This is a genomic window from Chitinophaga sancti, assembly GCF_034424315.1.
Classification (GTDB): domain Bacteria; phylum Bacteroidota; class Bacteroidia; order Chitinophagales; family Chitinophagaceae; genus Chitinophaga; species Chitinophaga sancti.
Window position 1 is genome coordinate 1637054 of the sequence record NZ_CP139972.1, and the last position, 20725, is coordinate 1657778.

Below are 20725 nucleotides of genomic sequence, written 5' to 3' on the forward strand. Positions count from 1 at the left end.
AAAATCACTTCCGTTTACCGGTAAACCCAACTTGTATGTCAACAATAACACCTGATTCAAAACAAGCACCTCCTGATCCAGTAGCAAGGGAGAACGCAGCAAAAACGACTATAGCTCCGCAGGACCTGTTAAACCGCCTATCTGGTGTGTTACCCACAGAAAAGGAGGGATTACAACAATGGTATAAATTATTGGCTCATCCACTAATCATTGTAGCGGGCCTCTGCCTGCTGGCTTATTGGTTATACACACAAAGGCACCCGCAACCGCCAACCCAGGCTCCTGAAAAAGAAAGACTGAAAAAACAGGTAAAGAAGTGGAAGAAGCGGTACAAACAAGACCATAACAAAGCTATTAGCGATAACCATCATACTGTAACCGGTATCTCGCTGATGGATTAAGAACTTAAAAAACACATCACCATGCAAAGTGCTAACAAACCGGCTACAACCAGTTCACACACGATTCCCAACGATGTTTTACTGGACATCATTCGCATACTATTCAATAACCGCTTGCACTGGCAGGTAGAAGGCATTAATGAGCAGGAAGGTACCCTGCTGGTGCAAATCAGCCAACAACAGAGTAACCCTAAACACCAGAAAGCCATACAAAACATCATTGGCATATTGGGTGATTATAATTATTACGTTAAAGGCACCCCACAGGATGAAGCCATCGACTATTAACAAGATCGTTTACCGTTAAACTGAAATTATGACGACCACTTGTCAATACTGTGGCACGACGATGCAAGCCTTACGAAGCACCCGTAAATATTGCAGTGATACCTGCAAGCAATTAGCATTTTACAAACGGAACGGATTGGCGTTAGCAGATGCAGAGACTAACACCTTAACCGGTAATGAACCAGCAGTTTTGCAGGCAGAAGCAAAAACAGATGTAGATAAACCAGATTATATGATAAGGCAACAAGACCAGCCCTACCAGCAGGTATATTCCCGGCTGCTGGAAGCGGTACAGGAATGCCTGGATAGTAATAACTACACATTTATATTTGAAAACCCGGATCAATATTGGGGAATCTATGCCATACAGCCAGTAAAATGGGTAAGCCTTCGATTGCGCTGCCTGTTGGAAAACATGCTTCGTTTAAGTAATATGCCTTCTATACCCAACGATATATTAGTTCTTTTGCGGGATTCGTTTGCTGATATGGTGGCGGCACGTCCTTACCGGCAACTGCCTGCTGATTATCCCTACACCGCGCTGGTAAAAGAGATCATACATAACCTTGACCGCATTGTTTATAACGTTAAGCCGAAAGGTGATACCCGCTTTCGATTAACGCTTAACCGGAAAGCGTCCCTCATTGCCTGTCGTTTTACGCTGGCGGCTATGGTGCCGCTGGTAAAGTTCCGTGAACTCAGCTTTTCAGAATAATCATTTCATAACCTTAAAATCTATCTATTTTATGCAAACAGTTATTACAAAACGCGAATTACAGGTTCCTGTAGATGTGCTGATCCGGGTAGCCGATGTACTACTGGAAAACGATATCACCAATAGTATTACTGGCACTGATGAAGAGGATGGTTACATCACTATTGAAGTGGAATACGAAAAAGAACAGCGGGCTGCCATCCATGAAGCCGAAGACATTATCTCTGATTACCATGAGAATGAGGAAGACGAGGATGATGACGAAGAAGACGAGGATGAAGATTAACACTAGTTTTACCACCACCGAAGGATTACCTGTAGTGCTGGTTCTCTTTACCCAATAACTTAGCCCTTACTCTTACAGAAAGGTAAAATTTCAACACTAAATTATAAGGTATGATAAAACGTGACGATCTACTAATCATGCGGGCCATAGCACTCTGTTTTAAACCCTTCCTAAAACCAGAAGAAGCGCTGATTTATTGTAACCTTGGCCGAACACAATTTGCTAAGAACTGCGAAGAATATGGGGTTTACAAAACCAATAGTGGTTATTACAGGAAAGAAGATATAGACAAGATGTTGTCTGGTGAAAAGGCGGCAGTGCAGGCAGCAACGCTGCAGGTCAAATTAAGAGTTGCATAGTAAAACAGGGCTATTCAAAATCGAATAGCCCTGTTGCTTTAGCCTAAAGGAAACCCGCAATATTAAAAGATGGCAAGTGACTGATTGCCTCCGATTGATCTTTGGGCTTATGCCTTTTGTAAGTCTGTTGTACCTGCCTTGTAGTTGTATGCCCCATGAGATACGCGATAGTCACATCATCCACGTTCTTATCCTTTAAAAGTATAGAGAAACTTAACCTTGCGCATGACCATGTTACATATTTATTGACACCAGCACGTTTAATCCATTCTCCCAACACCTTATTAGCTCCATTTGCCGTAGGCAGGCTGAATACTTTATTGGTAGAAGTTGTCTTGCCTAGCGGCAGTTGTTTAATCTCTTCCAGAATAGCATGAGCTATAGGGTGCAGGGTAAGCACCACAGGCTTGCCTGTTTTCTGCTGTATGATCCTTGTAATTAATGTACCACCTTGTAAATCCTGCCATTCCAGCCTTTTCACATCCACCCATCTCAGCCCGGTACAACAACTAAACAAAAATGCCAGCTTCACCTGCTGGTTAAAACAAGGAGTGTTAAGTAAGGCAACGTATTCCTCTGATTCCAGGTGTTCCTTCAACGCAGCACTTGGATTACGTACAGCCGGAATATCCTCGGTCGGGTTATTTCTAAAATAACCATCCTTAGTAGCAGCTTTCACCACCCATTTGAAACGTGCATAATAGTTAGCCGGAGTTTCGCCAGTCAATGTATCCAGCAAATGCCGCCGGAACCTTTTGCAGAAGTTTTCCGTAATATCTACCGGCGAGATAAAATCACTTTTGATATAAGCCTTGAACTTGGTAAGACAGCAGGTCAGATGCCGGTTGCCTTCTCGTTTATTTAACTTGATATAATCCTCAAAATACTCAACGAAGTTTGCCTTGAACTTATGAGCGGGTATAACCGGTGTGCCTACCGCTTGTTGCTCGATAGTTAACTGGCTCTTTTTAGTCTCCAGTATCTTCAGTGCTTCTTTGTTGAAATTCTTTTGAATCTGGTTTTGCGGGTTGGCATAAATAAATACGCCGGTGGAAGGTCGCTGTCCGGGGCCACGACCTAAATCATAAAAGAAATAGATCTTATCTCCTTTCTTATTGAGCTTTTCTCCAATGTTCATAGGGTTTCATTTTTAAAGGTTATGGGAGAGAAGCCCAATGAGTATGCCATGCCAACAATAAAAACAGGGTAACTAAAGCCAGCCACTATCCGGTGAAAGTTTGTGAAAGATAGCGGGAATAACAATCTTGAAAATAATTGTGAAAACCATCCTGTACAAAATGGCAGAACTGCCATATAGGCTTGGGTTTCACTGCCAACGGCGAGTGTCATCGTGAGGGTCAAACCGGGTGTCAAATGTGCCTTTTTAACCCAATTTTGATGCAAAAATCTAAAGGATTGATTCCGGTTGTGTTCCGGTGGAGTGCCTGCAATTTTGAGTGTCATTGCGAGTGTCATTTGAGTGTCGTAAATAGTGGAAAAAAGGGCTAAAAAGCGTGAAAAACCGACACTCGCGAAAATAAAAAAGCCTTACAAATCAATGACTTGTAAGGCTATCAAGTGCCCAGTAGCGGAGCGTTTTCGAACCAAATAATGTTGATTGTCAAGTCTTTAATGAAATAGATCTTATCAGATAAAGTGTCATCTATTATAATTAAGTTAATGTTATGACTACAGCAAGCGTATGGTCAATGACATCCCAAGGATCATAGGATCAATGCAAATTTCAATTTCAGCAGACGGATACTCCCACACATTGCGCACGGGATCTTGCAGCTTCGATAGCCTGTCTAAAGTTAAAGGTTCTCCTTTTTCATCACCTGGCAGGGCATTAAATATTTTATTATATATAAAGATTATCTCATCGTAAACAAATGTTCTGTTAAAGTCTTTATTACAGTATAGCATCCATTTGTCCACTGTATTTCTTTCTTGTACAACCGTGTCGAAGTAATGAAGAAAAGGTAATTTCAACTCATGCCACACTGCTTTTTCATTTTCACCGGTAGGGGTATCTAAGCTCCGAAGTAATTCTATAAGTTCAGAAAATGAAGCCTCTGAGTATTTTGAGATTGGTAGTTCTTCGAAATCTGAAGCATATAAAACTTTTGTGGCATTTACTTGAAAAATGTCATATAAAATTTTACTTTTTTCGTATAACCCTCTATCATTCGTAATGAAAAAATCGCAGTTCATGGCAAAAAATGCGTGAAAACTATCTCCGGATAAATCTAATAAACTATTCTTTTTTCTCTTTTTCCCAGCTTTCTCTGTAGTTACACCAAGCAGCTCCAATACACTATACGCAAACCGGAAATGATACAAATAGTCTTCTTTATTCTGCTCAGTGACTAATGATCTTAAAATGTCTGTAAATTTTTTACCTATTGGAGATTGCTCCAATTTGTCATTAAATGCCGCACCCCAATTCCTATAGTTGTAGTTAGCAGTATTCAACGTCTCTGTTGCATTTTTCCGTAACTCGCTAAATTTGCCTGAATCGCTTATTAGAGAATACATTGCATACTCATTCCCAACTAGTAGTTCATCAAGTTTAACTGTGGGTGCGTTGGTCGCCTTAACCTTATTGATACTATAAGGACTGCCATATATCGCATCACTAATACCAGAAATTGGTAATTTCAAATAGTGGTCAATAGTATTTAACAATATTCTCTTTTCGGGAAAATCGTCCATGTCTGCGATAGATGCTCTTACATCAAGCGGGGCTCTCAAAGCTTGATCATATATCTCATAATTCTGAGCCTGAAAAGCTTCAAGAGGGGTAGCAATTTCAAATACTGATTTTTTATTTACATAATCATATCGCATGTACAATTTCCCCACATATTTCTCCATAAACTCTAAATCCTGATCCCTTAACACAATCTCAGAATTTCTTAAATCGTCCAGATGCGCTTCAGAAAAAGCAATGACTGTATTTTTCTTAACATTTTCAAGCCACTCATAGATTTGTTGGTTATACTGTTTTGACGTTGGCTTTAACATCCGGAAAACGTTGCTGTCACAATAAACTCGTATCATTATTTCGTTTTTGGGTAAATTATGCTTCAAAACAAAGTCTACAGAATATACTGAGACCAAATCAAGTATCAGTCAAGCGGATCTAGTTAAGGTCGCCATTTTTCTATTACTTTACAAAGCAATATATCCACAACCTGTGGAAAATGAAGAATATAGAAATACTCTTACTTATATGGTAGAACGGTTCACGAGATAGAATTAAAATAGCTTGTTACTTGAGCCGTCTCTATTGTTTAGAGAATGGTTCGACCACTAGGAGGTATTTATTCTTCAGTAATTCGTTATACCAGCCATAGATCAATATAGAATATTTGGTAACGCCATGGGAATCATTTTATCTGCCTGCCCATCTTCAAATAAAGAATGTCAAGTCCTAGAACCTGGGATGCTTGAAAACTCGACTACTTTACTGGAATCGAACTTTTTGTAATTGAATAAGAGGAAGTTAGAGTGAAAATGAAAATCACCTAAAACGACAAACCCGCTCTAAGAGCGGGTCTTGCTATTTTGTGCCAGTAGCGAAGTGTTTTCGAACCTATTTATAAGAATTATTACAAAGTTTACCTTAATGGATTAGGTATTTTCAAATATAATCAAGCTTAACATCGGATTAACTTTTGAAAATCTTTAGAGTATTAAATTTAAATGACCCATCTGGACGCTCAATTATCCTAGTAATGTACACAAGAAACTACAAAAATCTGCTTGAGATATTAATCTAGCATGATTGGCCTCATTAAGTAAACAAGGGAATATTAAATTATTCGCTGCTATGGCTCAAACCTTACGTTCATGCCGTTATAAAATACCAACTACTTGGTATTTTTAGTTTAATTGAGAATTCATATTATTGACATTCACATTTTACCCCAAATTCTATGAACTCATTTATATCTTTATACTCGGAGGTATTTGAAACCGCAAGTCATTATTATGATAATATTGTAAAGGTCCATGTGGAGAGACTTACCGAATTAGACAATATATTGCCCCCTAGTTCTACCTTTCTGATGCTAATTAATACAGCAACGTATAATTATGAATTTATTAGTAAGAATATCCAATATGCTACCGGATTAAATAGAGAAAGCATGTATGCAGGAGGTATTAAATATCTTCTAAGCAAAGTGCATAAAGATGATATCCAGGTTTGGATTACAGCATTACAGGATTTGATGACGTTCTGCATGACCAACGTAAGTAAGGGGGACCGAAAAAAAATGAGTTTTCAATATAATTACCGCCTTCAGGTAAGACCAGATAAGATCATCAATATTGTTGAGAATCAGATCCCACTTGAATTAGATGATATTGGCAAACCTGTCATTGGATTGGGCCATTTCACTGTATACGATGATGGGATATTTCATCCTATCAAGGCGTATGCAAGAATGTTGAATAAAAATGAAGAATATGAAACCTTGTTTTTCAAAAATTATGGCGTCCAATATTTACTAGGTGGGCTTTCCAATAGGGAACAGGACATATTAAGATTACTTGCATTGAAAAAGACTAGTAAAGAAATAGGAACAAAATTATTTATAAGCCATCATACCGTAGATACCCATAGACGTAAAATATTAAAAAAACTCAAAATTTCATCTACATCTGAAATTCTGTCTTATTGTAAAGAGAATAAATTATTATAAGTCTTCTTTTAACTAAAATACTCAGGTTGAGTATTTTTAGATTTCTATACATATATGACCTTTGTTTTAATGAGTGATGAGGCGTGATATGTTCAAAGCAATTAAAACTTTGTTATGGAAAGAAGAAAATTTATTAAATCCATTGGCATTGTCAGTGTTTCGTTGTCAAATATCCCTGTTATTTGTTCTGCTCAACAGTTACCGCCATTAAGTCCTCAAAATGGTGGCAGATCGATTCTGCCATCTTTGCTAAAGACAGGTGATATTCTATTATCAACTACCAACCAACTTTCATCAAGAATTATTAGAAATCAGACGGACCTTCCTATTAGTCATGCCAGTATTGTTTATAATACCAATGATGCAAATAATCCAGAAATAGCAGAGGCCGTTTCATCAGGTGTTCGAATCATATCCTACAAGGATGTTATGAAAGATGATACACTTTGTGTTGCAATAAGAAAAACAAACTTGTCCAATCAAGATATTAAAACGCTTCAGGAATGGTTGCTTACAAAAATAGGTAGTGATTATGATTTTGGTGGTGTATTTGAAGAATGGTTAGCCCTTAAAGCACAATGGATGAATAATTTAAGATCTATTGCTCTTGGCAATCCTAAAAAATTTTATTGTTCTGAGCTAGTGAATGAAGCTTACAAAGGAATTGGAATTAATTTATTAAAATATAATGGTCCTTACCCCAACCGCAACTCAGCTCCTGGACGTTTTGTAGAACTTACCTGGTTCAATGAATTGGATTACATAGGCCATCTAAAATATTAGTTTGCTGATTTGAACTGATAAAAAATTTCCAGCATAAAGATTTTAGTTGGGCTTCACCATAAAACATTCATACGTATTAAAGTTTACTTATAATTAATATTTTTAATTTTCTAATATTTAACAAATTAATAAAATGAACTTAAAAGCAATTTCCCTTGTTTTTTTGTGTTTATTTCATACACACAGATACATGCTCAGAACACTGATTCAAAACTAGTAAAAGTTATAATTAACTTTCGTACGCATGATGATAATAAAGATCATGACACTAAACTCTATGTCAAAATAAAAAATAAAGTAACGTTATTTCTGAGTAAAGAGATAGCCCAGGGGGACGATCTGGGTGGGGATATGGAGTTCAATGATCCATCTAATCATAGTTTTGATCTCGTTCTAACATCCTCCAATATTAAAGCCTCGGAATTGACAGCTCCATTTGTAACAATTGGCATACAACCCAATGGAAATGACAGATGGATTTTTGATTACACAGTTAAGCTTGAATTCAGTGATGGAAGTACATATACGACAGATAGCCAAGGGACGATTCTAGATCAGAATAACAGAAACTATGAGGGGATTTTTAAGAGTTGATTTTTTGAGAATATAGCTCTTAAAATTCGAACTCGTGAAGTTAATTTGGGATTTTAATCTTATCAACCTTAAGTTGAAGACTCTATAAAATATAAGTGCAGGTTTCTCCAATTCTCCTGTGCTTTAACAAAAGAAATTAGCAGGGATGCAGAAAGACGCCCAAAATAATAACGATATGTAATAATTTAAAGTACACATTTATGAAAAAGTACGAGAACTCAAAAATTCAGATTCAGGGAATAAGAAAATCAAAACTTGTTCTTTCCCGACTATCATTGGCACCTAGCAACGAGACAGGTGTAGCAATTACTACTTATGGTCAGGGCCAGGTAACAGGCGCATTATATACTGTTCCTGCTCATGCAGAAATAACTGTAGACTTCAAACTGAAGCTCATTTGTGTTACTCCTGAAGATGTTCAAAATCTAAATAATCTTATTAAATCATTGTTGGACGCCTCACACCAACACCTCTATGATGAATTGTCAAAAACGGAGGTTTCTGGTGGAGCAAGTTTCTTTGGACTCTTTGGTTGGGGAGGTGCCTCAGCATCATATAGTAATACAAAACATACGATGGATAGCTTCGGCCTTAGTGAAAGAAACCAGGAAGCTATTGTTGATGCAATGATGAAAATTGTCACACAACCTTCTGAGTTTAATTATTCTGGAACAATTCATAATAAAGATTATGATTATGATGTTACAGGGAATATTTTTGGAATAGTCATGGATGCAGTAATTCAACAAAATCAATTTCAACGTCAAATACGCTTTCTTGCCCCCAACCTTCATCTTGAATCTTCTGATGGAACAAGGCTTAATACTCTTCCACCGTTGTATCAGTACAACAATTAGAATTGAATTAAAAGTGGACATATAATGCATAATATTTCAAAATTAATATTCAGCATCTACATTGTAACAATGATGCTTAGCTGTTCGTCATTGTATGTCTCACATATACAACAATCCTCACGAAGGGAACTTAATTCTCAATTTTCATTCCCATCTTCGACCTGGTTATTGGATGATCTTAGTCCAGATGAGAATACTGTACTAATAAGAAGAAAGGCCACACCTATTTCAATTCATTTTGAAGCCGCAGGTAACGGTTATTATATTTTGGAATTACACGCCAATAGGGGAAAAGTTAGGCCCTTTATTTTAAATTTGATTGGTACAACTGAGGAAATTACATCTTCCGTGGATATTCGGTGGTTTATAAAACCTAATCGAAAAACAGAAACTGTAGTTATTCGATTATATTTAATTGAAGAAACTAAATTTGGGAAGACATCTATAAAAACACTTTTAAAGGAGTATCGTAGAAAATATAACAATCAACGAAAATTAAATAAAGATTAATTTAATTTTCGGGTTAAAAGGAAGTGTAATAATTTAGGTGCAATCTATTTAGTTAATGAAGATTTATAAACAATAAGAGGGCGCCTCATTTTTTTATGAGACGCCCTCTTTCCGCCTTTGTGCCCAGCAGCGGTAGGTTTTCGAACCAAATGTTACTTATCATTAAAAATATACATTCTTAATCATTGTTGTCCGGGTAACTCCGGGGTAAAATATTCCTGTATGCTTTGCAGTCAAGGCATACAGGGTTAAAATGTAATGTTGCGATTTCAAGGGGAGCTCCCCTCTATTTAATTACGTGGAAAAGGCAAATGACGCATTATGTGTTTTCCTCCATGCTTTATAAGTATCTTTTATAAACTCAAGCAGGTCCACATAACTCATTAAATGCAATCGGATTACGGTAATCATATTCGCAAATGATTTTTTTGTAGCCGCCTTTTTCCGGATCACGACCATTAGCAACTGAGCGATTAGCACACAATAGACCTGCATTTTGATAGCATTATCGCTTTCTCCCCAAAAGTATCGTAATGGGAAGTTCTGCTTAATCTGCTTAAAGAGCAGCTCTATCATCCATCGATTTTTATAGATAGTAGCTATCTTGGATGCCGGTAAAGTAAAATCATTGGTTATATAAATATATCTTTTCCCATCTTTGGCTTTATAAATAACCCGTCGCAGCTTTAGCCGTTCAGTCACAGTTCCATTTGTTTTAATACCCACTGTGATATATTGCTCTTTTATAACGCCAATGGCTTGCTTTTTCTTCGTTTTATCCACCAGCACTTTTGTTACATGGAATACAGCATTGTCTTTCATTCGGCTAACGAACCACACCTTTTGAGCAGTCCATTTGGCAAAATGGTGATATGTATTATATGCCTTATCAAAAACTATCCAACTACCTTCCTTCAACTTCAGGTGATACAGGAACTTACGGTCATGCTCTTGGGCAGGGGTAATCCTCACAAACTCTGTGACTCCGCTAAATGCATCCATTAGGGTATGTACTTTGATGCCTCCCTTTTTCCGGGAACCGTCCAATCGGTTACGGCCTACACCTTGTAGTATCTCACTGAACAATGAAATCGTTGTACTATCAATGATTTTCAGATTCCGAATACTTAACCCTTTCAGTCGGCTGTCCGATATAAATGAGTTATATTTCTTCAGTAATCCATAATAAATCGTTTCAAAGACCAGGTACTTACGGTTGGTATTGGCATCCGAAAGGGTACTTCTAGCAGGAGCCTTGTCAAGACCGAGATGGGCTAGTTTTCCTTCACAGGCCAGCATACCCTCACAAATTTCCCGAAGTCCATTGCAATAGCTAAATACACCATATAGCAGGCTAACCAGGTGGATCCGCAGTGGCAAACGCTTATAATATCGGTTTGCCTGATGTTTTCGATTAGCAGATTGTATTAACCCGGTAGGTATTAATTCTAATATTTGTGACAAAACCGGGTGTCCGGGAAATTTTCTATCTTTATCCAAGTTTATGTTTTGAGTGTGGTAACCCAAAATTATAAACTATTGGGGGCGTAATTGCCCCTTTTTTATTGTTAAGCCTTTATTTTACCCGGACAAGAGTGATTCTTAATATATTTAAAAACAGGACATACATATACCCGTAAGACATTAAAAATGCTTTTTACCAGGAATTCTTGTGGCCTTTGCAAAAATTGAATTTATAGGGGGATTTTACCAAAACGAATGTAATTGGCTTACCTGCTATTTAAAAAATACAAACCAGTGGGTATTTTTTAAATAGCAGAATTACCTGATCTTACAGTATCCGTATTTCCTAGATAATGATCTAATATATAATTAGATGTAACCAGAATTTTGTCTATAGGTGTATAACAGTAACAGCGAATATGAATTAAGTAGCATTGTTTAAGGACGGATGTAAAAATTCTTCATTTAAATACATTATTGTCCGGGTAAAATAAATAGATAGCATACAAAAAAGGGGGCAAAGCCCCCAATAGTTTATAAGTTTGGGTTACCACACCTTAAACAAATAAACTTGGATAAAGATAGAAAATTTACCGGACAGCCGGTTTTGTCACAAATATTATCATTAATACCAGTGACGCTGATACGGGATGCTGCTTATAAGCATAATAGCAACCGTTATTATAAAAAGTTGCCGCTGCGCGTCCACCTTGTTAGTTTGCTGTATGGTGTATTTAGTTATTGTAATGGTTTGCGGGAGCTTTGTGAAGGCCTGTTAGCCTGTGAAGGGAAACTTTCCCATCTGGGATTTGATAAGGCCCCAGCCAGAAGCACCCTTTCAGATGCAAATGGTAGTAGAAGTTATCTGGTATTTGCAACTATCTATCAGCATTTACTAGAAAAGTACCATGGAGTTATATCGGACAGCCGGCTAAAGGGATTAAGCATAAGCAATCTCAAGATAATTGACAGTAGCACGATAAGCTTGTTTGGAGATATTCTGCGTGGAGTAGGTCGTCCTAGATTGGATGGTGCAAGACGTAAAGGTGGAATCAAGGTGCATGCTATGATGGATGCCTTTAGTGGAGTCACTGAGTTTGTGCGTATGACCCCAGCTAAAGTACATGACCGGCAGTTCTTGTTAAAGCTGAAGTTACCAAAGGAAAGCTTTATCGTATTTGATAAGGCCTACAATGATTATCGGCAGTTCCATTTATGGAGTAAACAGCAAGTTTGGTTTGTATCCAGGATGAAAGAAAACGCAGTGTATCATGTTTGTAAGGTATTGACAGACAAAACCAGAAAGCAGAAAAATAAAGGAGTGCTAAAAGATCAGCTCATAACAGTCGGATACAAGCAGGAAAAGGATGTGATACGACTGCGTCTGCGACGAGTGACTTACAAGGCAGAGGACGGACGAATATATGTGTTCATAACAAACAATCTCAAGATCAGCGCCGGTCAGGTTGCCCGCATCTACAAATACAGATGGATGATTGAGTTGCTATTTAAACAGATAAAGCAAAACTTCCCATTGAGATATTTTTGGGGAGATAGTCAAAATGCTATCAAAATCCAGATCTATTGTGTTTTAATAGCTCAGTTACTAATGGTTGTTTTAAGAAAAAAATCTGCAACGAAAAAGTCGTTTGCCAATATGATAACAGTCATCCGGCTACATTTAATGAGCTATGTTGAGTTATTAAGTTTTATAAAAGATACTTATCTGGCATGGCGAAGGGTAAATAATCCTGTATTGAGTTCCGCTTAGAGGAGGAGCTATATACTATATTTATTATTTAAAAATCGGATGTAATCCCTTTCCCGAAAGGATTACATCCGATTAAGTATATTTTTTACCGGACAATACTGATTTAAATACTATTATATGAAACGAACAGTACTCACCTTTATCCTCTTACTGACAATGCTCAGCACCTATTCCCAGGATATTATTAATGGCTGGTATTATCTGCCTGAACCCGCAGGAAATATCTGGGGCATTGGTTATCACAAACCACAAAAAGGCAAAGCTCTGAGTTATGCCGGCAACATGCAGGAGGTGAAGGAAGAAGAGGATGTCATAGTACTTCCGGGGCCTAAATCCACTTATCGTTACATCACCCAGCTGAAAAGCCTGATTGCCACCTCTCTGTTTCATGGCAATAAAGCCATCAAATATGATATTTACTATTCTACGCTTAAGCAGGTGCTGCTGAAGTCAGACATTTTCAAAGACTTTGATAATGGGAATTACTATGTAACTCAGGCATTAAAAGCGGATTCGGTTGTTATAAAAGGTAAAGTGGATAAGGATATGGGAGGCAATACTGCTGATGCCGAAAAAATAATAACCAGTTATGTTAATCCCACCCAGGGGGCGTTTAAAGTAGTAAATACCCTGAGCAATAAGGATACAACCAAAAGTACCGGTATTGTTTCGTATTCTAAAACTGATAAGGATTCTTTTACAATAGTGATTACTGAGCCTGATGTGTTTTTTGCAGTTAAACTGACACAGGTGCAGAATATCGGAAATCCTGAGAAGAAAATTGAGATAGGTAAGGAAAATGATTCTATTCCTAATATATCAGAAGAACCTACTGATGTAATTTACTGGCATTATACTGTTAACAGAGGGCTGGATGTTGGAATAAGATTTTATGTTAAAGATGATGTTGGTATTGCTGAAGCTTATAGCCATTATGGTGGAAAGTCTGAATCAATTCTCTTTAAACAAAGTAAGAAAATTTCGGACAAACCTGTTCATTTCTTACTGGAGGGCTCAATGTTTACACCTAATATAGTGAAGGGTAAACATACAGCAGTGGATTATCTCATTACTGCTATAGGTTCGTTTTCTTATATTCCAGCCAGTAATAGTGTAATAATTGACCAGAAGAACGTGGACGGTAAGTTTCGTACTGCAGTATATCATGTAGAAGGAAAATATACGACGTGGCCTTAAGCCTTTTATTTTGTTGGATATGGTAGATCCAACTTATTATTCAACATCATATAATAACGTGGATGTTTTTCAACATGAGTTCGGTCATTTCCTGGGATTTTTTCATGAACATACACAACCTGCGGCACCTTATCTCATGGAGAAGATATCATGAAAAATATAGCCACACGCTACATTACAGCTTCCCCAATCGGCAAAAACCATTCATTGGTTCGATATTCCCCGAAAAACTGATTTTCTCAGAAACTAACATCGAACCACAAAACCTCATGTACTATTAGAGCTGATAACGCGGTCCAGAGCGGACCTCAACTCCCTAATACAAAAACGCCGGAGATATAATCTCCAGCGTTTTACCTTGTGCCCAGAACAGGCACAATTATAATTTCATAATCAACGAGTTGTAAATAATTTTAGTCATTTTTTTTGACAAAAAACTGAATTTCAGCATTTTACAACGCTTACCGTTACTTTTTGTCGCTTATGATCTGCCTAAACAAAAATAGGATTTTGACACAAATAACTAGTCAAAAAATAAATTTATAATTTTCCCAATTTTTCAGCAAGGTTCAAATCTAAACAAGCAAACATCTCATATAAAAAATAAATATAACATTTTCCACTACAGCTGATTTGATCCCAGATCAAAGTATAAATCTCCCATCTTCGGGGCTGACCGATATTTTTCAGGCAAAGAATCACATCTTTAGTCAAAAGGTAAGAGTCATAAAAATTTACTGGGCGTTATTTGACGCTCGTTTGGCAATAATCCTATACACAAAGATAACAATATCCAACTTAAGAAAATGGCCCACCTGGGAACTGCGGTATCACTATTTGAAGACTCCGGTCTGCCATTGAAAAAAACAATAAAAGACATTTCGTGGCGAATAGCAGTCAAAATAAGTTCCAGCACGAAACCCGTGATAGGAACTGTCGCCAATGACAATATAAATGCAAACGCCCAATTCTGAGTAGGGCTTCTTTTAACGGGCAATTCATATGCTATCATGACCATCACTATAACGAAGCCAACCGTGGCACTGATGATGTCATAGGGCTCTTTAGGGCCGGTTACAGCAAGTACTGCAGCTATGGCGCCTGCGGCAAGTGCTGCCGAATCCATGGGATTATGTTGATTACTCATGTAAAAAACACACAATTAATATTATTCATCCTAATTGCACGAGGGCCCAGTAACACGGTAATCTGCAATGTGGAAGTTGAAAATGGCTGAACGCTTAAAATGAAGGTGGTTGGATCACAACAGGGATACGGGAATTCACAACTAAATTCCTAATATCCAAAAATATGACAATTATATAAATGTACATGCAGCCGAAAATAGACTTGCTTTGAAAATCGCCTATTTCGGGATGGATTAATATTTGATGTAGATGGAAGAAAATAGCATATGCCTTGGTATAATGGAGATTAACCCCCAACTTATAAAAATCAACCGGTAAAACTGCGCAATAAAGCAATCGAAATTGAGAATGCTCTTCTGGAGGAAGGAATGCCGGAAGGAGTTGTGATAGCTACAGGCCTCAAACTCATCCAAGCATTATTAATCAGTAACTTCAGTCGAGCAATTACTTTTTCTTCAAATATTAAAAAATCGCTCATAAATTTTCCAAGGTAAATACCTTACCTTTTTCAAAAATGTTTTCCTCGTTAAGTTTCATAATAGCTTTCTCAACGTCAGAAGTAAAATATACTGCAACCAAATCTTTTCTAGCCCTTGAACATGAAACATAAAACAGGCGCCTGGTACGCGGGACAACATAATCTTTTCCTTCCCTAACATTTTTCTTATCAGTATCTGACAGCTCTGCAACACCAAAATATTTATCATAAGAGAACTGCGCGTGTGTTCCCTCTTCATCATCAAGAATGGTAATCACCCTGTCGAATTCTGCACCTTTCACTCCTTGTTGTGTTGCAAACGGCGATTGTTGATCGAAATACTTTTTATAGCCCCAAAACTCCTTTGCAGGACATGCGAAATATGCTTTCATTGCATCTACCTCATTTGCAACGGAATTTTCTTCTTCCTCTACATCTTCTTCTGATGTCTCGATTCGTTCGACGGTTTCATTTATGTGAGCCAATATTCTCTCGTCAACCTCAGTTAGACCATACTTTATAAGCACATTGAATACATCTAAAATCGTTCCATTCGAGCTCTCTTCCAATAACGGCACGAGTGTATCTATCCCGGTTTTCAGAAACTCCAGGGCCTCTCGTACTTCTGCGCCCTTCATACTGGGGGCGGAAAGCGTAGGACTTTGCGAACGTAAGATACTGATGATGGCAGCGTTTTCATTTGCTTTGCAAGCCGAGACGACTGGTAAAACAAAATTTAAAAATGGCTTTATTGGCCAGATAGTTCCGTCCATAAAGCCTTCTTTGAATGAAGCGTAATGATCGTTCATTGCCGCATAAAGGCTGGGAAACTTCAAGCGTTTAGCTGCCATTCGGTGAACGATCACAAAAATTTTAATTTTTTCTTCCTGCAGCCAATTGTCGTCCCCTAACATCTTTGCGCAAATGGACTGTACTTTCTTAAGGTTCGCCGTTCTTTGCTCTTCGCCTTCAATCGGCAAAATAAATATTTGAGCACTGCCCTCAACATGCATAGGTTTACCATCAACAACCTCCATTCTTCCTCCTATTTGTTCGAGTCCATCTGCCGGCTTTCTAATTTTATTAATGACCTTTAACACCTGCTGGGAGCAACGAAAGTTTTCAGGTTTTGTTATTGTTTCCCAGTTGTTAACCGGATTAATTTCTCCAATACCTGTTGGATATATTCTTTGCATAGGGTCACCAAAAAATCCCAGGCAAAATTTCTCACTATTTGTACTGTCTACAAGTTTCAATGCCTCAACAATTTTGGGAAAAGTATCCTGGCTTTCATCAACAAAAATATAAGGAAATTTTTGGCTAATGATCTTTCTTAGCACTTCATTTTCCATTATACTGGCCGTAACAAGTTTAATTATATCTTCGTGGCCTAATATTCCTTTAGCATAATTACTACCGGTACCATAGTTAAAATATGGCGTTTTATCAAGGCCCTGGGCCTGCGCTTTTAACCTGGCTAAATCTTTTGCTATTTTCTTCCGAGTCTGTTCGCGGGTACGAGACTTTGCAGATTTCTCCTCAAGCTCGTTGCATTTTTCTGTTATTCTTCCTGCAACCCATTGCTTTATATCCTTCTGAAAAGGTTTAATGACCGTCCACAAAAAGCTGTGTATGGTAGAGACATGTATTAGGGGTGTATTGCCAACATCATCCCAGATTTCTTTAGCTGCAATCTCAGTATAGGTTATACAGGCAATCTGCTGGCCCCGCATTCTTAATGCATTACCATTGGTGCTGACCACATGACTAAGGGCCTTTACCAAAGAAGTGGTTTTGCCTGATCCTGCGCCAGCGATCATATTAAAGCTTACCCGCGGTACTCTTTCAAGGCAATCGTGAAGTTTCAGATCCGCATCTGTATCAGGAGAGTTTATTCTTCTGGTCATTTGTTAAACTTTGGTTTTGTAAGGAAGAATTGATTTCTCCATTGAGGGATTGATCGGGGGGGCACTTGGTGTTATTTGTGCTGCAAGCCAAACCAAACCCTGTTTTATGTAAGTAGGGACATTCCATTCTTTCGGGTCTTCAGCCATAACACCTAAGGCAAAACTTGTTTTGTTAAATGTGGTTGATTTTACACGCTTATGGATTTTTTCTGCCAACTCCAAAACAGTGGTTGGTTGTCGTTTAAATCTTAATCCAAGATGGCTCCGCTTGATATCCTGACACCAGACCGTATTTTCTAAAGCAAAGGCCTCTTCGAGAGTTCTTCCCGCAATCTTAGCCTCATCCTTATTCAATTTTACCAAGATTTCTCTTTGATATGTAACCAGCACAGTAGTTTTTGTGGCAGGCCCTGGCTCCTGTAATAGTTCAGTATCCTCCACAGCCAATAATTCCTTTATCAATGTTTTTTTCGGTAACCATTGTATCAGCGTCTGATTGGAGGTAATAGCATCGGCAGTGTTGGCCATACACGCCTTCCCAATTTTATATTTAACCGTGGCCGGTTGGCCCTCTGTTTCACCAGATGTATTTTCTATTTCAAGTTCAAACTCTCCAATTTCACCATCTTCTTCATCCACTTCCTCGTCGATTTCTTTACCCACCTTTTCATCTACTTTTTCATCCTTGCGTTGATTTACACTGTCAAGGTCCGTTACTATCAGAGCAGGGATTCCCAAAAATTCCAACAATCTTTTAAATCGGAAAGCGTAAGCACCTCCCACTTCCAGGATACTAGCATAAGAGCTTTGTAAATCTGTTGCACATTTTTCAATCATCAGAGGTAGTAATATCCTTTCTACTGTTCCTTCAACCAGAATTGCAGCATCTGCGAAAAACAGATCGCAGTGGGTGAGTTTCATATACCTTTCCAAAAAGTCGCTATGAGGATTGTCCTTGTAAAATCTTGAAACGTTTAACGAAGTGGAATGCTGACCAGTACCTGCATCTCCTTCCCTTCTAAAGTACCTTATAGGTTTGAACCCTTTTTCGAATAATATTTGTGCAGAATGCGTGGTTAAAATCAACTGAGTACTGTAGTATTCAGCATCCTGACCTTCGATTTTAAGAATATTAAGTATTTGTCGTATAAAAACCTGCTGTAGTTGGGCATGTAAATGAGCTTCCGGCTCTTCGATAACAATTAATTGTAATAATGCCCTGTTCTCTTCTTCTTCAACCCAACGGGCCTGAATGTCTAACAGTTCCACCACCATATAAATAAGGTTTTTAAACCCTAAACCACTATAATTATCGGGCAATGTTACAGAATCATCTTTACCATCCAGTGAATAGTGGACTTTTGTGTCCTGGCTCATTATCAGGGTTGGATTAAGGGCTGATCGGATTACCAGGTGCGGATTTAGAATGCCGGGATAACCTAGCTCCTTTAGTTTTTCGAGTGTTTCTTTAAATACATTTTTCAGATGATCATTAAACTGAACCTCTGAATCAAACAAAGCGCTCAATGCAGTGTGATCCTCTTCTCTTTTCTGAAGATTTCTTTTGTAAAACCTACTTAAACATTTCGAAAGATCTTCGGAACGTCCGTTAGCAGCCTGATCTGAAAGATATCGCTGTGCGTGCAAAATATCAATACGTACTAACGATTTAACCAGTGATTTACCCTTATCCGGAGGAAAAGAAAAAGGTTTATACTCCGCCTGCTGCTCAAAGTCATCATCAAACTTCGAACGATCCAATGGAAAGTACTTAAATTCATACTCATCCTGTAAATCTTTTCCGAGGTAATCAACTAAATTTTTAGGCCACGGCGCGTAGCTCTTATTTGCATCTTCAGCTGCATATTGAGAAGCTTTTTGTTTTACTTCGCTATACCTTTTGAACGTCTCCTGGCTATTTTTAGGTTGAAATTGAATTCGGGCTCCTAAAACTTTCCCTTTATAAGACATCTCTGGTAAAAGATCTAAAACTCGGTGGAGGTCATTGTCTTCAATTGTAAACCATAAATCTAATGTTATACAGGGTAGCTCAATTTCATCCTGAATACTTTTTTGTGGGTCATCGCCCATTTTATTTATTTCTGCCCAACAATAACTGGTAAAATCATATATCGACAAAACATCTTTTTTTCCATTAATAAAAATATCTACTGCATGGGCTGCAGATGTTTTACCGCTATTATTTGAGCCTACAAATATTGAAATATCAGGCTCAATCTCAGTTACAGTCTTCTTCAAGCGACGGAAATTTTGAATCTTCAAGCATGCAATCTTCATAAATGCAGTTGTTGTGATGGTTAGGAGTTAAAAGTGCTAGAAAATGGATAAGTGAGGAGGGAAAAGGCTTAAAAATTAAAGAGGATAAGAAATTAATGCCGTGGTCAAACATAACTGTAATGAAATTAAGTAAACCTTTAATAAGATAACCAACAGGCGTCAATGGAAATGAAGAACCCGGAGTGATTAATACAATCTTCAACTTTAATACATCATATAAAAACGTATCTTATAACGTATTTGTTCGTTGAACATCAGGCTAAAGAGACAAATACTACGAAAATGTTACAGATAGAGAAGTTATGGTATTTGTAATTGTAGTGTGAATGACTGTTACCTTTGACTGAATCACATGTTTTTGGGATTTGATTATGAAGTTGCAATAAATTCTACAATTTTATAATCCAATAAGGTGAATTATAGTTAATAATCAGGTACTTAGAACGAATAAATACAGGAAAAATACTAATGTTTTTAGTAATTTGCAGTTTGTGGTAACATTGACAAAACAATCACCCATCCGGCCCTTGCGGGAAATGGTCATTTGGAGGATATAACAGAGAAGACTGGGAGTTTTATAAGAGGATACGGGCCTCACAACTTGATACCACACGACTGACCCTATATACCGGTGCCGCAGGTCAATATTACGCCGACGATTATATAAAGGTTATAAGCCCGACAAAAGCCTGCTGAGTACTGCAAATGAAACTGGTAATTATAATGATGCCTCATATGTACTGCTTTATACACCGCCGAGATCAGACGGCGGTCATTGGAAGTTCCTGTTCGCTGGCGATAGTGAAAATGGCACATGGGAATATATTTTAAAGCATCATAGAGACGAGATATCAAACGTTCATGTCTTATTCGCTCCGCATCACGGACGCGATTCAGGACGTAGTTATGACTTTCTGAAAATAATAAAACCTCGATATACCATTTTCGGAAACGCCG

At 37.8% G+C, this 20725-nt stretch carries 19 protein-coding genes; 11 read left to right on the top strand and 8 right to left on the bottom strand.

Annotation, left to right across the window (positions count from 1 at the left end; all coding sequences use genetic code 11):
• Positions 1-35 precede the first annotated feature (35 nt).
• The 5 genes from U0033_RS06105 (at position 36) to U0033_RS06125 (ending at position 2049) form a co-directional block, all read left to right on the top strand.
• The gene (locus tag U0033_RS06105; protein WP_072366549.1) at positions 36-401 is read left to right on the top strand and encodes a hypothetical protein; all 366 of its coding nucleotides are present in this window, start codon (positions 36-38) and stop codon (positions 399-401) included.
• A 21-nt stretch (positions 402-422) separates the two neighbouring features.
• The gene (locus U0033_RS06110) at positions 423-689 is read left to right on the top strand and encodes a hypothetical protein (RefSeq protein WP_072366547.1); all 267 of its coding nucleotides are present in this window, start codon (positions 423-425) and stop codon (positions 687-689) included.
• A 28-nt stretch (positions 690-717) separates the two neighbouring features.
• Positions 718-1404: a hypothetical protein gene (locus U0033_RS06115; RefSeq protein ID WP_143151001.1), complete on the top strand. Its 687-nt coding sequence runs from the start codon at positions 718-720 to the stop codon at positions 1402-1404.
• Positions 1405-1435: 31 nt separating this feature from the next.
• Positions 1436-1690, top strand: a complete 255-nt coding sequence (locus U0033_RS06120; RefSeq protein WP_072366543.1) for a hypothetical protein — start codon at positions 1436-1438, stop codon at positions 1688-1690.
• Positions 1691-1800: 110 nt separating this feature from the next.
• Positions 1801-2049, top strand: coding sequence for a hypothetical protein (locus U0033_RS06125; RefSeq protein ID WP_072366540.1), 249 nt, complete (start codon positions 1801-1803; stop codon positions 2047-2049).
• A gap of 43 nt (positions 2050-2092) precedes the next feature.
• Here the strand turns inward: U0033_RS06125 and U0033_RS06130 are convergent, their stop codons facing one another.
• From U0033_RS06130 to U0033_RS06140, 3 genes are all read right to left on the bottom strand, one after another.
• Positions 2093-3187 (bottom strand): site-specific integrase, encoded by a 1095-nt coding sequence (locus U0033_RS06130; RefSeq protein ID WP_072366538.1) that lies wholly within the window; start codon positions 3185-3187, stop codon positions 2093-2095.
• Positions 3184-3513 carry a hypothetical protein gene (locus U0033_RS06135; RefSeq protein ID WP_177318768.1) on the bottom strand — a complete coding sequence of 110 codons (330 nt, stop codon included), beginning with the start codon at positions 3511-3513 and terminating at the stop codon, positions 3184-3186. The genes U0033_RS06130 and U0033_RS06135 overlap by 4 nt, the downstream gene beginning before the upstream one ends.
• Positions 3514-3738: 225 nt before the next feature.
• Positions 3739-5076: a hypothetical protein gene (locus U0033_RS06140; RefSeq protein ID WP_143151000.1), complete on the bottom strand. Its 1338-nt coding sequence runs from the start codon at positions 5074-5076 to the stop codon at positions 3739-3741.
• A 914-nt stretch (positions 5077-5990) separates the two neighbouring features.
• Here U0033_RS06140 and U0033_RS06145 point away from each other — a divergent pair.
• From U0033_RS06145 to U0033_RS06160, 4 genes are all read left to right on the top strand, one after another.
• Positions 5991-6761 (top strand): response regulator transcription factor, encoded by a 771-nt coding sequence (locus U0033_RS06145; RefSeq protein WP_072366532.1) that lies wholly within the window; start codon positions 5991-5993, stop codon positions 6759-6761.
• Positions 6762-6875: 114 nt separating this feature from the next.
• A complete protein-coding gene (locus U0033_RS06150; protein WP_072366530.1) occupies positions 6876-7544 on the top strand; it encodes a YiiX/YebB-like N1pC/P60 family cysteine hydrolase in 669 nt (222 codons plus the stop codon).
• A gap of 794 nt (positions 7545-8338) precedes the next feature.
• On the top strand, positions 8339-8995 hold the full coding sequence (locus U0033_RS06155) for a hypothetical protein (RefSeq protein WP_072366528.1): 657 nt from the start codon (positions 8339-8341) through the stop codon (positions 8993-8995).
• Between the two features lie 168 nt (positions 8996-9163).
• Positions 9164-9505 carry a hypothetical protein gene (locus tag U0033_RS06160; RefSeq protein ID WP_072366526.1) on the top strand — a complete coding sequence of 114 codons (342 nt, stop codon included), beginning with the start codon at positions 9164-9166 and terminating at the stop codon, positions 9503-9505.
• Positions 9506-9799: 294 nt separating this feature from the next.
• On the opposite strand, the gene U0033_RS06165 is transcribed toward U0033_RS06160, so the two are convergent.
• Positions 9800-11005: an IS4 family transposase gene (locus U0033_RS06165; protein WP_326980862.1), complete on the bottom strand. Its 1206-nt coding sequence runs from the start codon at positions 11003-11005 to the stop codon at positions 9800-9802.
• Positions 11006-11540: 535 nt separating this feature from the next.
• On the opposite strand from U0033_RS06165, the gene U0033_RS06170 reads away from it, so the two are divergent.
• Both U0033_RS06170 and U0033_RS06175 read left to right on the top strand, forming a co-directional pair.
• Entirely contained in the window at positions 11541-12740 is a 1200-nt protein-coding gene (locus tag U0033_RS06170) for an IS4 family transposase (protein WP_072363314.1), read from the top strand.
• Between the two features lie 117 nt (positions 12741-12857).
• Positions 12858-13937 carry a hypothetical protein gene (locus U0033_RS06175; protein WP_072363315.1) on the top strand — a complete coding sequence of 360 codons (1080 nt, stop codon included), beginning with the start codon at positions 12858-12860 and terminating at the stop codon, positions 13935-13937.
• Between the two features lie 724 nt (positions 13938-14661).
• Here the strand turns inward: U0033_RS06175 and U0033_RS06180 are convergent.
• The 4 genes from U0033_RS06180 to U0033_RS06195 all read right to left on the bottom strand — a co-directional run bounded on the left by U0033_RS06180 (position 14662) and on the right by U0033_RS06195 (position 19729).
• A complete protein-coding gene (locus tag U0033_RS06180) occupies positions 14662-15084 on the bottom strand; it encodes a hypothetical protein (protein ID WP_143150810.1) in 423 nt (140 codons plus the stop codon).
• Between the two features lie 308 nt (positions 15085-15392).
• The gene (locus U0033_RS06185; protein ID WP_177318661.1) at positions 15393-15563 is read right to left on the bottom strand and encodes a hypothetical protein; all 171 of its coding nucleotides are present in this window, start codon (positions 15561-15563) and stop codon (positions 15393-15395) included.
• Positions 15560-17470, bottom strand: a complete 1911-nt coding sequence (locus U0033_RS06190) for a UvrD-helicase domain-containing protein (protein ID WP_072363317.1) — start codon at positions 17468-17470, stop codon at positions 15560-15562. Before U0033_RS06190 ends, U0033_RS06185 begins: the two co-directional genes overlap by 4 nt.
• Positions 17471-17473: 3 nt before the next feature.
• Positions 17474-19729: an AAA family ATPase gene (locus tag U0033_RS06195; protein WP_218164063.1), complete on the bottom strand. Its 2256-nt coding sequence runs from the start codon at positions 19727-19729 to the stop codon at positions 17474-17476.
• Positions 19730-20725 lie beyond the last annotated feature (996 nt).

What these genes read in the sequence shown, in the direction of transcription:
- U0033_RS06105 (WP_072366549.1), top strand. Translation starts at nt 36, where the DNA reads ATGTCAACAATAACACCTGATTCAAAACAAGCACCTCCTGATCCAGTA.
- U0033_RS06110 (WP_072366547.1), top strand. Translation starts at nt 423, where the DNA reads ATGCAAAGTGCTAACAAACCGGCTACAACCAGTTCACACACGATTCCC.
- U0033_RS06115 (WP_143151001.1), top strand. Translation starts at nt 718, where the DNA reads ATGACGACCACTTGTCAATACTGTGGCACGACGATGCAAGCCTTACGA.
- U0033_RS06120 (WP_072366543.1), top strand. Translation starts at nt 1,436, where the DNA reads ATGCAAACAGTTATTACAAAACGCGAATTACAGGTTCCTGTAGATGTG.
- U0033_RS06125 (WP_072366540.1), top strand. Translation starts at nt 1,801, where the DNA reads ATGATAAAACGTGACGATCTACTAATCATGCGGGCCATAGCACTCTGT.
- U0033_RS06130 (WP_072366538.1), bottom strand. Translation starts at nt 3,187, where the DNA reads ATGAACATTGGAGAAAAGCTCAATAAGAAAGGAGATAAGATCTATTTC.
- U0033_RS06135 (WP_177318768.1), bottom strand. Translation starts at nt 3,513, where the DNA reads ATGACACTCAAAATTGCAGGCACTCCACCGGAACACAACCGGAATCAA.
- U0033_RS06140 (WP_143151000.1), bottom strand. Translation starts at nt 5,076, where the DNA reads ATGTTAAAGCCAACGTCAAAACAGTATAACCAACAAATCTATGAGTGG.
- U0033_RS06145 (WP_072366532.1), top strand. Translation starts at nt 5,991, where the DNA reads ATGAACTCATTTATATCTTTATACTCGGAGGTATTTGAAACCGCAAGT.
- U0033_RS06150 (WP_072366530.1), top strand. Translation starts at nt 6,876, where the DNA reads ATGGAAAGAAGAAAATTTATTAAATCCATTGGCATTGTCAGTGTTTCG.
- U0033_RS06155 (WP_072366528.1), top strand. Translation starts at nt 8,339, where the DNA reads ATGAAAAAGTACGAGAACTCAAAAATTCAGATTCAGGGAATAAGAAAA.
- U0033_RS06175 (WP_072363315.1), top strand. Translation starts at nt 12,858, where the DNA reads ATGAAACGAACAGTACTCACCTTTATCCTCTTACTGACAATGCTCAGC.
- U0033_RS06180 (WP_143150810.1), bottom strand. Translation starts at nt 15,084, where the DNA reads ATGAGTAATCAACATAATCCCATGGATTCGGCAGCACTTGCCGCAGGC.
- U0033_RS06185 (WP_177318661.1), bottom strand. Translation starts at nt 15,563, where the DNA reads ATGAGCGATTTTTTAATATTTGAAGAAAAAGTAATTGCTCGACTGAAG.
- U0033_RS06190 (WP_072363317.1), bottom strand. Translation starts at nt 17,470, where the DNA reads ATGACCAGAAGAATAAACTCTCCTGATACAGATGCGGATCTGAAACTT.